The organism is Neisseria sp. (genome assembly GCF_030523955.1).
In the GTDB taxonomy this organism is placed as follows: Bacteria; Pseudomonadota; Gammaproteobacteria; order Burkholderiales; family Neisseriaceae; genus Neisseria.
The window spans coordinates 1-13,731 of the sequence record NZ_JAUNHL010000015.1 but is presented as its reverse complement, the minus strand read 5'-3'; the positions used below and the strand labels follow the sequence as shown (position 1 = coordinate 13,731).

Here is a 13,731-nt window from a genome sequence, read left to right as displayed (position 1 = left end):
GCCCGCTGCGGCGTACCGGATAGCGCACACCCACCCCGTTAATAGACTGTTAAGGAAATCACATGGCCGGCCATAGTAAATGGGCGAATATCCAACACAAAAAAGCCCGAGTCGATGCCAAACGCGGCAAAATCTTCACCCGTCTGATCAAAGAAATCACCGTCGCCGCCCGCTTGGGCGGCGGCGATCCCGCCTCCAACCCACGCCTGCGCCTGGCGATGGACAAAGCCTGGGATGCCAATATGCCCAAAGACAACGTACAACGCGCCATCGACAAAGGCACCGGCAATTTGGAAGGTGCCGACTACATCGAGCTGCGTTACGAAGGCTACGGCATCGGCGGCGCGGCGCTGATGGTCGACTGCATGACCGACAACAAAACCCGCACCGTCGCCGATGTGCGCCATGCGTTCAACAAAAACGGCGGCAACTTGGGCACCGACGGCTGCGTGGCCTTCCAGTTCCAACACCAAGGCTATCTGGTGTTTACCGGCGCTGATGAAGACGCACTGATGGAAGCGGCGCTGGAAGCCGGCGCGGAAGACGTATTGGTCGACGACGAAGGCATCATCGAAGTGATTACCGCCCCTGCCGACTGGGCGGGCGTAAAAGCCGCGCTGGAAACGGCCGGTTTCCGTTCCGAAGACGGCGACGTCACCATGCGCGCGCAAAACGAAACCGTATTAAGCGGCGAGGATGCGGTCAAAATGCAAAAACTGATCGATGCGCTGGAAGATTTGGACGACGTACAAAACGTTTACACCTCTGCGGTACTTGAGTTACCCGAATAAACCCCTTATCTTATCCGCAGCGGCAAACCGCCCGATAACTTCGCAAAAAGGATACCCCATGACCCGTATGGTTCACTGCATCAAATTGGGCAAAGAAGCCCCCGGCATGAAATTCGCGCCGCTGCCCAACGAATTGGGCAAACGCATTTTCGAAAATGTTTCCCAAGAAGCCTGGGATGCTTGGACGCGTCACCAAACCATGTTGATTAACGAAAACCGCCTAAGCCTGGCCGATCCGCGTGCGCGCCAGTATCTGGCGCAACAAATGGAAAATTATTTCTTTGGCGACGGTGCCGACAGCGTACAAGGTTATACGCCCGAAAATTAAGCCGCACCATTTGCTTTTCAGACAGGCATATGCCTGTCTGAAATCATATTGATTAGAACATATTGCACAGTATGTACCTTTTATTTCCCCTGGCAACACTTTAACGGCGGATTAACATTCTTCGGCCGTCCAACTGATATACTGCTTATTCCTCAACCATGCAGAAAGCTTCCATGGAGCAAAACCGCTTCAACCAAACGCCGCCCACCATCGGTATCAGCGTGCGTCTTGCAGAAACACCCGACGAAATCCGTGCCGCACAAAAACTGCGTTACCAAGTATTTGCCCAAGAGCTCGGCGCCGATATTCAAAGCGAAGACGGCCTCGACACCGACGCTTACGATGCCCATTGCCGCCACCTGCTTGCCTTCGATATGGCCACCGGCGAAGTGATCGGCTGCTACCGCCTGCTAACCGCCGAAGGAGCCGCCGCCGTCGGCAACTGGTACAGCGCCTCCGAATTCGACCTTACGCCCCTCAAAGACATTCTGCCGCAAACAGTGGAGCTTGGCCGTGCCTGCATTCATCCCGATTACCGCAACGGCGGTACCGTCATGCTGCTGTGGGCCGGTTTGGTAAAATTTATGCGCGATACCGACCTGCGCTTTATGACCGGCTGCGGCAGCATCAGCACCCGCGACGGCGGCCACGAAGCAGCGGGGCTGTACCAGATGCTGAAGAAAAAACACCTCTGCCCGCCCGAATGGCGCGTACGCCCGCTTCATCCACTCAACTGGCCTGCCCTTACGCCGAAAGAAAACCCCGAGTGCCCGAGTCTGATCAAAGGCTATCTCAAAGCCGGTGCCTGGATTTGCGGCGAGCCTTGCCTAGACGAAGCCTTCAACTGCGCCGACGTATTGATCCTGATGGACATCACCCGCCTGAACGACCGTTATCTGCAACGCTTTATCCACGATTAACCGCGCACACTTAAATTCATGATGAACAATCCTTTGCGCTTTCCCCTACGCTTGGCCGGCATCGGCGGCTGCCTGATTTACGGTGCGCTAGAAATTTTCTTCCTGTTTCCGCTCTACAGCAAAACACGCAAACTGCGCGCCATCCAGCTGTGGTCGCACCGCGTACTGGCCGCCTGCGGGCTGCGCCTGCAAACCTACGGCCGCTTACCCGATCGCAGCCGCGGCCAAATGATGATCTGCAACCATATCTCCTGGCTCGACATCATGGCCATCAACGCCGCCTTTCCCGGCCGTTTCGTCGCCAAAGACGACGTGGCCAAATGGCCGCTGATCGGCTATCTGGCCACCCAGGCGCAAACCGTTTATGTGGCGCGCAACAGAGGTACCGGCAACAACCAGCAAAAAATTTCACAGGTTACCGAAGCGCTGAAAAACGGCGATACCGTTACCCTGTTCCCCGAAGGCACCAGCACCGAAGGACGCGATATTCTGCCGTTTAAAACCAGCTTTTTTCAGGCACCGCACGAAGCCGGCGTACCCATCATTCCGGTACTCTGCCGCTATCCCAACCCCGACGGCTCCAGCCCCAACCCGCACATGGCTTATTACGGCGACATCTCGCTGTGGCAATCCATCTGCATGATTGCCCGCCAACCCAAAGGCGTGGCCGAACTGCATTTTCTCGAACCGGTCGCAGCCTCCGAAGACCGCCGCCAATCCGCCGAAAACGTACGCCGGCTGTTGCAGGAAAAACAGGCGCAGCTGGAAAATGCATCACCCTAAACCCGTTCCCACACGGCCCCTAACGCCGCTGGGACTGTTGTTTTGCAAAACATTCAATAAACAATCCTCTGTACACGATGCCTGTCTGAAAAAACAACATGGTAAGATACAGATAAACTTCCCATAAATATAGTGATTTAAATTCAGAATCGGACAAGGCGCCGAGCCGCAGACAGTACAAAACAGTACGGCAAAGAGAGGCAACGCTGTACTATTCTGAATTTAAGTCACTATATGATAAAGCTTCACACATCAAAAGAAAGAACATCCCCATGTATTACGATACCGTGATTATCGGCGGCGGCGCCGGCGGTTTGGAACTGGCCTCCAAACTCGGCCGTGCACTCGGGCGCAAAAACGGCCCGGAAAAAGTGCTGCTCATCGACCGCTCTCCCTTTCATATTTGGAAGCCCACCCTGCACGAAGTAGCCGCCGGCACCCTCAATCCGCAGCAGGAAGGCCTCTCTTACAGCATTTTGGCGCGCGCCAACCATTTCAGCTTCGTACTCGGCGAATTGGTAAAATTCCAGCCCGAAAACAAAACCCTCAGCCTACAGGCGGTTTACCACGAAAACGGCGAAATGATCATTCCCGAGCGCCTTATCAGCTTTAACCGCTGTGTATTGGCACTGGGCAGCGGTTCCAACTTCTTCGGCACGCCCGGCAGCGAACACGCTTATGTATTGGAAAACGCACAAGATGCGCAAAACTTCCACACCCACCTGCTCAACCTGTTTGCCAAAGCCGCTTATTCGGCAGACAAAAGCCTGAATGTCGTGATTGTCGGCGGCGGCGCAACCGGCGTTGAGCTTTCCGCCGAAATGATGGAGGCCTACCACGAAATCCAAAACAATGTCGGCACCGAGCAACGCTTCCGCATCCAAATCACCCTGATCGAAGCCGCCCCGCGCATACTGGCCGGCTTGCCGAAAAAAGTATCCGAACAAGCCACGCAAGCCTTGCGGCAAAAGCAAATCAAAGTATTATCCGGCACCAAAGTCTCCGAGATCCTGCCCGATAAAGTGGAAACCGACCAAGGCAGCATTCCCGCCGATGTGGTGGTATGGGCGGCCGGCATCAAAGCAGCCGACCGTAACCGCGAATACGGCCTGCCGGTCAACCGCATCAACCAGTTTGAAGTGAACGATCAGCTGCAAACCCCTTTCGACGGTGTTTACGCACTGGGCGACTGCGCGGCCTGCCCATGGGAAGAGGGCAAACTGGTGCCTGCCCGCGCACAAGCCGCCCACCAGCAAGCTGATTTTTTGTGCAAACTGCTGCTGGCCCAAATTGCGGGCAAACCGTTCGACCAAACCTTCCGCTACAAAGATTCCGGCTCACTGGTTTCCTTGGGCAACAATCACGGCGTCGGCAACCTGATGGGCAGCCTCTCCGGCGGCAGCTTCTTTATCGAAGGGCTGATCGCCAAATATATGTATATGTCGCTGCACCTGTTGCATCACAAAACCATATTGGGCTACGGCAAAACCGTATTACTGGCGCTGGCGCGCATCATGCAAAAACGCGTCTCCGGCCGCTTGAAACTGCATTAAACTTTCCGCATTTCCGGGTTATTTTATGAGCAAACACATCCTTCTGGGCATTAGCGGCGGCATTGCCGCCTATAAATCCTGCGAACTCGTGCGCCTGTTGAAAAAGCAGGGTCACAGCGTAACCGTGGCAATGAGCCGCGCCGCAACAGAATTCGTTTCGCCGCTCACCTTTCAAGCCTTAAGCGGCAACCCCGTGCTGACCGAAACCCACAGCGGCGGGGCCGGCGGCAACGGTATGGCGCACATCAACCTCACCCGCGAGGCCGACGTGTTTCTGATTGCGCCCGCCAGTGCCAATACCATCGCCAAAATCGCGTGCGGCATCGCCGACAACCTGCTCACCAATCTGGCCGCCGCGCGCAAATGCCCGCTGACCGTGGCACCCGCCATGAATGTGGAAATGTGGTTCAATCCCGCCAACCAGCGCAATATCGCCCAACTGATTTCAGACGGCATCACCGTGTTCCAGCCTGCTGAAGGCGAGCAGGCCTGCGGCGAAACCGGCGTGGGCCGCATGCCCGAAGCCGCCGAGCTGGCAGATTTGCTGCCCGATATGTGGACCGACAAATTATTGCAGGGCAAAAAAGTGCTGATAACGGCAGGCGCAACGTTTGAAGCCATCGACCCCGTGCGCGGCATCACCAATATTTCCAGCGGCCAAATGGGCATGGCGCTCGCCCGCGCCTGCCGCGCCGCCGGAGCGGAAGTCAGCCTGGTTTACGGCCAGATTCAGACAGGCATTCCCGCCGGTTTGGCGCACACCGAGCAGGCCGTGAGCGCCGAAGCCATGTACCGTGCGGTGATGAACCGCATCGGCGGCCAAGACGTTTTCATTTCGGTGGCCGCCGTGGCCGACTACAAAGTGAAAAACAGCAGCCTGCAAAAAATTAAAAAAGACAGCAACGGCACCCCGCCGGTTATCGAATTAACCGAAAACCCCGACATTCTGGCCTCAGTGGCCAAGCTGGCTCACCCTCCGTTCTGCGTAGGTTTTGCCGCAGAGAGCGAAAACGTGGCGGAATACGGCCGTGCCAAACGGATTAAAAAAGGTATCCCGATGCTGGTGGCCAACGATGTGGCGGTGGCGATGGGCAAAGCCGTCAACCGCATCACCGTCATCACCGAAGCAGGTGAAACCGCCTTTCCCGAAACCAATAAAAACCAAGCGGCCGCCGAGATTGTCACCCTGCTGGCCGCTCAATTGGTTAAATAATTGGATTGTATCGCCGCTCTTATTTATTCTCAGGCATGGCCGAAGAATGATGCTGGCTGATCAACCAGTTTTTACCGTCCCACTGATAATTAAAGCTGTAACGCGCACGTACTTTCTGGCCGGTTTTGCCGAAAGTGAAAGTATAAATACCGGCATCGGAAGCGGTGTTACAACCAATATCGATGTGGCTGTAATCAATTTTACCGACAGGTTGGTTTTCCAAGAAATGATGGAAATAATCTTCTCTCTGCGCGTGAGTAACTCGCAATTGATTGGAAACCGTCGGCAGCAGAATGGAATTTTCCATATAATTGGCCGCTACTTTAGCCGGATCACCGGTTTGCAAGGATTGGTTCCAGCGGTCGAACAATTTCGCCACTTCTTCTTTAGAAATCTTTTGGCAAGTTGCCTGGCCTGGCTTGCGCAGCCTGATTAGCAGAGACACTCGAACAAGCAGCCAATAACAAAACCATAGGGAAAATAGAGAATCTTGTGATATTCATGATATAAACCTCCAATATTAATTACTATTGCCTTACCCTTGCCCAATCTTAAAAAAAGCGTTGTGGCTGCTAACTTGGTTAAAACCATGCGCACCACAACATATTATTAATTGAGTAACAAAATAAATTCTCAATCATATTTTTGATTTAAGTTATTATTCTAACACGAAATGCCAAATGAAACCCCTTTACCGTCAATCAAACTAAGCCATTGTTAATAAAAAATAAATTAAATCTTCACTAATTGCCGATTCAAACCCGTTTTTGCCTAGGGTCTGTTGGCAATCCCTAACACAAATCTATTTTTCAATCTTTTCAGACAGGCATTCTCCCATGGAACCGCGCAAAATCATCCACATCGATATGGACGCGTTCTACGCCTCGGTCGAACTGCGCGAACAGCCGCACCTGAAAAATCTGCCGGTAGTCGTAGCTTGGGACGGCCCGCGCTCGGTCATTTGCGCCGCCTCTTACCCGGCCCGCCGCTTCGGCCTGCATTCGGCGATGCCGGTGGCCACCGCCAAACGTTTATGTCCGCAAGCGGTGTATATTCCGCCGCATTTTGCCCTTTACCGCGAAATATCGCAGCAAATCCACACGATTTTCCGGCGCTATACCGATTTAATCGAGCCTTTGTCGCTAGATGAGGCCTATCTCGACGTTACCCGCAATTTCCGAAACATTCCCTACGCCAGCCAAGTCGCCAAAGCCATTCGTGCCGATATTCTGGCCGAAACCGGCTTAACCGCCTCCGCCGGCGTAGCGCCCAATAAATTTCTCGCCAAGATCGCTTCCGATTGGAACAAGCCCGACGGCCAGTTCGTGCTGCCGCCGGAAAAAGTCGCCGCCTTTCTCGCCACTCTACCCGCCGGCAAAATCCCCGGCGTCGGTAAAGTTACCCAGCAGAAAATGCAGCGCTTGAGCGTGCACACCGTCGGCGATTTATTGCGTTTCGAACGCGGAGAATTGGTGAATTTATTCGGCAAATGGGGTTACCGCCTCTATGATCTGGCGCGCGGCATCGACAACCGCAGCGTCAAACCCAGCCGCGAGCGCCTGCAGATTTCCACCGAAATCACCCTGCCCGAAGATTTGCCGCTGGCCGGCATCCTGCAACAACTGCCGCATCTGGCGGAAGACTTATGGCAACAGGCCGAGCGCAAAAAAATGCAGTTCCGCAGCATTACCCTCAAGCTGAAAACCGCCGACTTCCGCATTCTCACCCGTTCGCAAACCTTCTCCTCCGCCCTGCCCGACGCCGCCGCACTGCTGGCCGCCGCCCGTCAAACCGCCATCCGCATGCCCGCCGGCGACGCCACCTACCGCCTGATCGGTTTGGGCATAAGCCATCTGGAACCGATCGGGCAACAGATTGCCTTGTGGCAAGAAAACGAATAGTCTCGAACAGTATATGCCTGTCTGAAAAAACCTGAGACCTTTCAGACAGGCATATAAGAAATAATGTTATGCCCGGGCATGAACCGGGCATCTCGATACTTTTCAAAGCCGACTGTGTTTCATCCGTTCACCAACAGCAACACGATGCGCACTCCAGCACAATATAGCGGATTCACTTAACTTTCGCTACGGCGTTGCTGCACCTTGCCGTACTACTTGTACTGTCTACGGCTTGCTGCCTTGTATCGAAAATTAATTAAATCCGCTATAACAACTCTCTTGTGCTTGCCGCAACCAAAATGCCTGTCTGAAAAAAGCTTTTCAGACAGGCATTCCCGACCTCCCTACTACTTGCGCAATCGCAAAGCATTAGCCAATACCAGCAGCGAACTTAGGCTCATACCCAATACCGCCACCCAAGGGTTAACAAAACCGGCGGCGGCCAGCGGCACCGCAATCAGGTTGTACACGGTAGACCAAATCAGGTTTTCGCGGATGATGGTGTGCGTACGGCGGGCTTGCGCCACCGCCATCGGTACCACAGCCAAACTGTCGTTCAGCAACACCACATCTGCGCCCTCGCGCGCCACGTCGGCGCCTCCGGCCACCGCCATCGACACCTCGGCCGCAGCCAATACCGGCGCATCGTTGATGCCGTCGCCGATCATCAACACCTTCGCACCCTGCCGTTGCAGGGTTTCCACATAAGCCAGCTTGTCTTCCGGCGTCGCCTCGGCGCGCGCGGCGTCCAAGCCCAGCGATTGGACCAAGGCCGACACCGCCGCCTGCCTGTCGCCGCTCAACACATGCAGGCGCAAACCGGCTGTGCGCAACTGTGCCAGCATCTCGGCCACCCCTTCTTTGACCTGGTCTTGCAACACAAACAATGCGGCAAAACCCTGTTGGTTGCCCAAAGCAATCACACTGCCTTCGCCTACCGCATCCCGCCAAGCATCCGGTAGTTCGCCGGCAATTTCGGCGACAAACTCCGGCCGCCCGATGGCCCACAACATTTCTTGTCCGCCAATGCTCAAACGAGCACTGACGCCGTGGCCGACCCGGTTAATCCGCTGTTCGCTTGTGATGTTTCCATCCGATACCGAGGGCAGATTGAGAATGGCGCGCGCAATCGGATGTTCCGACTGCCGCTCCAAAACCTGCGCCACCGCCACCGCCTGCGCTTCAGTAATCCCACCGTGCAACAGCATACGCTGCACCGCCAGCTTGCCCTCGGTGAGCGTACCTGTTTTGTCGAACACCACATCGGTGATTTCCGCCAGCGTTTCCAGCGCATGGCCGGCGGAAATCAATACCCCTTCGGAAGCCAATTTGCCGGTAGAAGCTGCCAACGCGGTCGGTGTGGCCAGCGACAACGCGCAAGGACAGGTAATCACCAACAGCGCCACGGTAATCCACAAGGCCTTATGCACATCTGCATACCACCACCAACCGAGAAACACCGGAACGGCGAAAACAATCAACCCCAACACAAACGAAGAAGCATAGCGATCGGCCAACACCGCCAAGCGCGGTTTTTGCGACAGTGCGCGGTCGAGCAATTTCACGATGTGCGACAGCCGCGTGTTCTTACCCACCTCTTCCACCTGCACCACCAACGGGCTGGCTGTGTTCAAAGTACCGGCAGTCACTTTATCGCCCGCCGCTTTGGGCACCGGCAAATTCTCACCGGTCAGCATCGCCTCGTCCACTTCGCTTTCACCCGCCAGCACTTGGCCGTCTACCGGCAACACTTCGCCGGCACGCACGGCAATCACATCACCCGGCTGTAGCTGCACCACCGCCGCTTCTTCACTGGTTTCGTCGGGATAATGCGGCAAACGGTGGCAGAATGCCGGCACCAGCTTCACCAACTGCTCGGCCGCATCGCCGGCTTTGCGCCGCGCACTCTGCTCCATAAAACGCCCCAACAGCAGCAAAAACACCAGCATGGCGATGCCTTCGAAATACATACCCTCGCCGGCATGGGTCAGCAAAGCGTACAAACCGGCTACAAAAGAGAGCACGATTCCCAGCGAAATCGGCGTGTCCATGCCGGTGCGGCGGTTTTTCAAATCGCGCCAGGCACCACGGTAAAAAGGCACTGCCGAATAAAACATCACCGGCAGCACCAATAAAAACGAAGCCCAATGCAGAATGTTCAGAAACTGCGGCTCGATGTCGTCGTAAAGATAAGTCGGCGCGATAAACATCATGGTCTGCATCATCGCCAAACCGGCCACCGCCAGCCGGATCAGCGCCTGCTTGCGCTCTTTCTGCGCCTGCACTTCAACCTTCTGCGCATCATAAGGCGCAGCGGTATAACCACTCTGGCGGATGCGCAACAAGATATCGGAAAGCTTGGCGCGGCCGTCATCCCAGCTTACCCGGGCGCGGCGGGTACTGTAATTCAAATCCACCGACAACACGCCGTCCAAACGCAACAATTGCTGTTCAATCAGCCACACGCAGGCCGCACAGGTAATGCCGCCGAGCATCAAAACCGCTTCGCGCCGGTTTTCCGACAAAGTTTCCACAAATTCGGCCTGCACCTGCGGCAGATCGTAGAGTTTGAGCTGATCGAGAATTTCCGGCGGCGGCAGGCCGGCTTTTTCCGCCTCGGCGGTACGCTGCTTGTAATAGCTGCCCAGCCCGGCATCGATAATACTTTGCGCCACTGCCTGACAACCGGCGCAACAGGCAGGCTCGTCGCGGTTTTCATAGTGGATGGTAAGCTTGAGGTCCGCCGGCACCGGCAGACCGCAATGGAAACAAGAGGATTCGTTTTTCATGCTCTGGATTTTACGCGCAATCCGAGAGGCAATAAATAGGCTCAACAGAAGCGGCTCGGAAAAGCAGAATGCCTGTCTAAAAGATCTTTCAGACAGGCATTTCACGCGCCTACGGTATTGCTGGCGCTGTAAGCGGTTTACACCCGCAACAAACAAAAAAAACCATTCATACCAAGGGAGTAGTATGAATGGCCAATACATTGCGGGAAAACGTCTTACTCACTACTTCAGTCACTCAGAAAGCAACCTCTGTCAGTGGTTCGTATTGTAGCCTTCTTTTGGTTAAATAACTTTAAGAATTGCAATCTTTGCATTAATTTCAAAATAGAAATGTTTCCATATTTATTAATATTACTCGCAACTAATTGTATTCCATATAATTAATGAAAAAATCATAAATATCCATATTATTCAAAAATCATTATGATTTTTGTACCTTACTGATTATTGCGTATCCAAGTTAACCATTTTTCAAATAACACCGGATGCAACGCCGCAATTACCGAGCGTTTGAAAACATGTTCGCCGCTCCAGAAGTCATCGCCTTCCAGCGTCGCCAGTTGGCCGCCCGCCTCTTCGAAAATCAAAGCGCCGGCCGCGTAATCCCACAATTTCTGGCCGCCGTGTACATAAACATCATAACGGCCGGAAGCCAGATAACACCAATCGAGCGTACTGCTGCCGAGGCTGCGGATGGTGCCGAAGGGCGAGAGCGTGTTCATACGGCTCGAAAGTTTGCCCGAACGTAAATATTTGATTTCCACACCGGCCACCGCCTGATTCAGCCTTTTATCCACCTTGCGCAAAGGCAAGTGGCGACCGTTTAAATAAGCACCCCGGCCCCGTTCGGCATAAAAACATTCATCGATCACCGGGTTGTAAACCACACCCAATTGGGTACGTCCGTGCTTCACATAAGCCACCGACAAGGCAAAATGCGGAATGCCGTTGATAAAATTATTGGTACCGTCGATCGGGTCGACCACCCACAAGCCTTCTTCCTCCCCCTGTTCCCACAATTCGTATTGCCTCTCAGAAGTCATCTCCTCACCCAGCATCGGGCTGTCGATAATGGCCGGCAAGCGGTGCGCAAACGCCGCCTGCGCCGCCAAATCCGCTTCGGAAAGCATGCTGCCGTCTTCTTTTTCGCTGATGTCCACATTCAGGAACCGGGGCATCACTTCGGCGCGAGCCACCTCTCTCACCAGATTCTGCAATTGATTCAATAACACATTCATTCCTCATAAGGATGACGATAGGGAACCGCCCGAAAGCGGCTATATCGGCCGAACAGCAGGATTCCAAGCATGGCGAAACCGGTTTGTTGCGATATTATTTTTCAACGCTTGCAACTACCGCCCTCCACACAATGCCTGTCTGAAAAGACAAAAACTTTAAAAACAACCGAAGCTTAATCTGTTTACGATATAATTCAGACCACGAATATTAACCTATTTTAGCCAACATAAAAATGCCTCGTTTCTATCTTGCCGCCCCCCTCACTTCCGGGCAAAGCCTTGAGCTGCCGGAAAACGTGGTCCGACACCTCCATGTACTGCGCCTGCGCGAAGGTGAGGAAATCACCTTATTTAACGGCAACGGCTTATCTTACCCTGCCCGGTTACTTTCAATCGCCAAGCGGCAGGCTGTCGCCGAAGTAATGGCGGAGCAAACTTGCGAAAACGAATCACCGCTCGCCATTCAGCTGATTCAGGCCGTATCCAGCGGCGAGCGCATGGATTTCACCCTGCAAAAAAGTGTAGAGTTGGGTGTTACCGATATTTTTCCGGTATCCAGCAGCCGCAGCATCGTCAAACTCAGCGGCGAGCGCGCGGAGAAACGGATAGAACGCTGGCAGGAAATCGTGATCGCCGCCTGCGAACAAAGCGGCCGCAACCGCATTCCCACCGTGCACCCCCTATTGCCTCTTACACAAAGGCTGCAACAACTGCCCGACAGCGATGTCCGCCTGCTGATGGGCTTGCACCATCCCCAAAGCCTAAAAGATATCGCGCCGCCACCGCAACGTATCACGCTCATGATAGGCCCGGAAGGCGGCTGGTCGCAGGAGGAAGAGCAAACCGCTTTTCAGACAGGCTTCCGGTCTATCTTATTAGGCAAACGGGTATTACGTACCGAAACTGCCGCGCTGGCTGCCATTGCAGCAATGCAAACCTTATGGGGCGATTTCTGAATCAGACGTTATTTGCCGACATCATAACTTGCCAAATGCTGTTATTCCGTTACAATCAGGTTCCGCCCTCAACCAGAAAAGGCCTGTCTGAACATGAACACCAACACCATCGATATCTGGCAAACCATCCGTACCGAAACCGCCGCCGCTGCCGAAGAAGAGCCGATGCTGGCCAGCTTTCTGCACCTGACCGTATTGCGCCACAACAGCCTAGACCGCGTTCTGGCCTTCCATCTTTCCAGCAAACTGAGCAGCTCCATCATGGATGCCCGCGCTTTATACGAAGTCTTCATGCGTGTTCTGGAAAAATATCCTTCGATTACCGATGCGGTCAAAGCCGACATCACTGCCTACTACGAGCGAGATCCCGCCTGCGACGAATACTGCCTGCCGCTTTTATATTACAAAGGTTTCCACGCCATTCAAGCACACCGCATCAACCACCATTTATGGCTGGACGGCCGCAAAACGCTCGCCTATTTCCTGCAAAACCGCAGTTCGGAAATTTTCGGCGTCGACATCCACCCTGCCGCCCAATTCGGGCAGGGCATCATGATTGATCACGGCACCGGCGTTGTGATCGGTGAAACCGCCGTTCTGGGCGATGATATCTCACTGCTGCATGGTGTGACACTGGGCGGTTCTGGCAAAGAATCGGGCGATCGCCACCCCAAAGTCGGTAACGGCGTAATGATCGGCGCCAATGCTTCCGTTTTAGGCAATATCCGCATCGGTGACGGTGCCAAAATCGGGGCCGGTAGTGTGGTCGTTCGCGATGTAGAAGCACACACCACCGTAGTCGGCGTACCGGCCAAACCGGTTGGAAAACTGCAAAACATGCCGTCTGCCGACATGGATCAGAACATCATGTTCAATATTTGAATTGTCAAAAAACCGCCCCCCATGCAAAAAGCAGCCGTTCCGGCTGCTTTTTCATATCGATTAAACACGACTCATGCAGATCACCAGTAAAAAATAATTTCCTTTGAAAACCGCACTCTGTAAAAAGCGTAGAAAAAAAACCGATAAAACACTTGCGCCGACGAGCCAATTTTGGTTTAATCACTTCTTCGCAGCAAGCCTGCTGTAAAAAAATCGGGTGATTAGCTCAGTTGGTAGAGCGTCTGCCTTACAAGCAGAATGTCGGCGGTTCGACTCCGTCATCACCCACCAAGTTTTCCTTCATTGTTTAATAAACAGTGAATGCGCGGTGGTAGCTCAGTTGGTTAGAGTATCGGCCTGTCACGCCGAGGGTCGCG

At 54.1% G+C, this 13,731-nt stretch carries 12 protein-coding genes and 1 tRNA gene; 10 read left to right on the top strand and 3 right to left on the bottom strand.

Annotated features, from left to right (window positions below; translation table 11 throughout):
- Positions 1-62 precede the first annotated feature (62 nt).
- The 6 genes from Q4C79_RS04650 (at position 63) to coaBC (ending at position 5,588) form a co-directional block, all read left to right on the top strand.
- Positions 63-791: a YebC/PmpR family DNA-binding transcriptional regulator gene (locus Q4C79_RS04650; RefSeq protein ID WP_303089862.1), complete on the top strand. Its 729-nt coding sequence runs from the start codon at positions 63-65 to the stop codon at positions 789-791.
- Positions 792-849: 58 nt separating this feature from the next.
- Positions 850-1,119 (top strand): oxidative damage protection protein, encoded by a 270-nt coding sequence (locus Q4C79_RS04645; protein ID WP_303089861.1) that lies wholly within the window; start codon positions 850-852, stop codon positions 1,117-1,119.
- Between the two features lie 173 nt (positions 1,120-1,292).
- A complete protein-coding gene (locus tag Q4C79_RS04640; RefSeq protein WP_303089860.1) occupies positions 1,293-2,039 on the top strand; it encodes a GNAT family N-acetyltransferase in 747 nt (248 codons plus the stop codon).
- A 21-nt stretch (positions 2,040-2,060) separates the two neighbouring features.
- Positions 2,061-2,822 (top strand): 1-acyl-sn-glycerol-3-phosphate acyltransferase, encoded by a 762-nt coding sequence (locus Q4C79_RS04635; RefSeq protein WP_303089899.1) that lies wholly within the window; start codon positions 2,061-2,063, stop codon positions 2,820-2,822.
- Between the two features lie 272 nt (positions 2,823-3,094).
- Entirely contained in the window at positions 3,095-4,375 is a 1,281-nt protein-coding gene (locus Q4C79_RS04630) for an NAD(P)/FAD-dependent oxidoreductase (protein ID WP_303089859.1), read from the top strand.
- 25 nt (positions 4,376-4,400) lie between these two features.
- Positions 4,401-5,588 (top strand): bifunctional phosphopantothenoylcysteine decarboxylase/phosphopantothenate--cysteine ligase CoaBC, encoded by a 1,188-nt coding sequence (gene coaBC, locus Q4C79_RS04625; protein WP_303089858.1) that lies wholly within the window; start codon positions 4,401-4,403, stop codon positions 5,586-5,588.
- A 19-nt stretch (positions 5,589-5,607) separates the two neighbouring features.
- Here the strand turns inward: coaBC and Q4C79_RS04620 are convergent, their stop codons facing one another.
- Entirely contained in the window at positions 5,608-5,967 is a 360-nt protein-coding gene (locus Q4C79_RS04620) for a nuclear transport factor 2 family protein (protein WP_303089857.1), read from the bottom strand.
- A gap of 457 nt (positions 5,968-6,424) precedes the next feature.
- On the opposite strand from Q4C79_RS04620, the gene dinB reads away from it, so the two are divergent.
- Complete coding sequence (dinB, locus tag Q4C79_RS04615; protein ID WP_303089856.1) at positions 6,425-7,489, top strand: DNA polymerase IV; 1,065 nt, start codon at positions 6,425-6,427, stop codon at positions 7,487-7,489.
- Between the two features lie 347 nt (positions 7,490-7,836).
- Here dinB and Q4C79_RS04610 read toward each other — a convergent pair whose 3' ends face one another.
- Together Q4C79_RS04610 and Q4C79_RS04605 are read right to left on the bottom strand one after the other, a co-directional pair.
- Positions 7,837-10,278 carry a heavy metal translocating P-type ATPase gene (locus Q4C79_RS04610; RefSeq protein ID WP_303089855.1) on the bottom strand — a complete coding sequence of 814 codons (2,442 nt, stop codon included), beginning with the start codon at positions 10,276-10,278 and terminating at the stop codon, positions 7,837-7,839.
- A 437-nt stretch (positions 10,279-10,715) separates the two neighbouring features.
- Positions 10,716-11,510, bottom strand: coding sequence for an inositol monophosphatase family protein (locus tag Q4C79_RS04605; RefSeq protein ID WP_303089854.1), 795 nt, complete (start codon positions 11,508-11,510; stop codon positions 10,716-10,718).
- 239 nt (positions 11,511-11,749) lie between these two features.
- Here Q4C79_RS04605 and Q4C79_RS04600 point away from each other — a divergent pair, with 239 nt between their 5' ends.
- The 3 genes from Q4C79_RS04600 to Q4C79_RS04590 all read left to right on the top strand — a co-directional run bounded on the left by Q4C79_RS04600 (position 11,750) and on the right by Q4C79_RS04590 (position 13,645).
- Complete coding sequence (locus Q4C79_RS04600; protein WP_303089853.1) at positions 11,750-12,472, top strand: 16S rRNA (uracil(1498)-N(3))-methyltransferase; 723 nt, start codon at positions 11,750-11,752, stop codon at positions 12,470-12,472.
- A 93-nt stretch (positions 12,473-12,565) separates the two neighbouring features.
- Complete coding sequence (gene cysE / locus Q4C79_RS04595; RefSeq protein WP_303089852.1) at positions 12,566-13,354, top strand: serine O-acetyltransferase; 789 nt, start codon at positions 12,566-12,568, stop codon at positions 13,352-13,354.
- Between the two features lie 215 nt (positions 13,355-13,569).
- Positions 13,570-13,645: transfer RNA gene (locus tag Q4C79_RS04590), tRNA-Val, on the top strand.
- The last annotated feature ends 86 nt before the right edge of the window (positions 13,646-13,731 follow it).

Coding starts and splice junctions, on each gene's coding strand:
- Q4C79_RS04630 (WP_303089859.1), top strand. CDS start 3,095: ATGTATTACGATACCGTGATTATCGGCGGCGGCGCCGGCGGTTTGGAA.
- coaBC (WP_303089858.1), top strand. CDS start 4,401: ATGAGCAAACACATCCTTCTGGGCATTAGCGGCGGCATTGCCGCCTAT.
- Q4C79_RS04635 (WP_303089899.1), top strand. CDS start 2,061: ATGAACAATCCTTTGCGCTTTCCCCTACGCTTGGCCGGCATCGGCGGC.
- cysE (WP_303089852.1), top strand. CDS start 12,566: ATGAACACCAACACCATCGATATCTGGCAAACCATCCGTACCGAAACC.
- Q4C79_RS04640 (WP_303089860.1), top strand. CDS start 1,293: ATGGAGCAAAACCGCTTCAACCAAACGCCGCCCACCATCGGTATCAGC.
- Q4C79_RS04650 (WP_303089862.1), top strand. CDS start 63: ATGGCCGGCCATAGTAAATGGGCGAATATCCAACACAAAAAAGCCCGA.
- Q4C79_RS04610 (WP_303089855.1), bottom strand. CDS start 10,278: ATGAAAAACGAATCCTCTTGTTTCCATTGCGGTCTGCCGGTGCCGGCG.
- Q4C79_RS04600 (WP_303089853.1), top strand. CDS start 11,750: ATGCCTCGTTTCTATCTTGCCGCCCCCCTCACTTCCGGGCAAAGCCTT.
- Q4C79_RS04645 (WP_303089861.1), top strand. CDS start 850: ATGACCCGTATGGTTCACTGCATCAAATTGGGCAAAGAAGCCCCCGGC.
- dinB (WP_303089856.1), top strand. CDS start 6,425: ATGGAACCGCGCAAAATCATCCACATCGATATGGACGCGTTCTACGCC.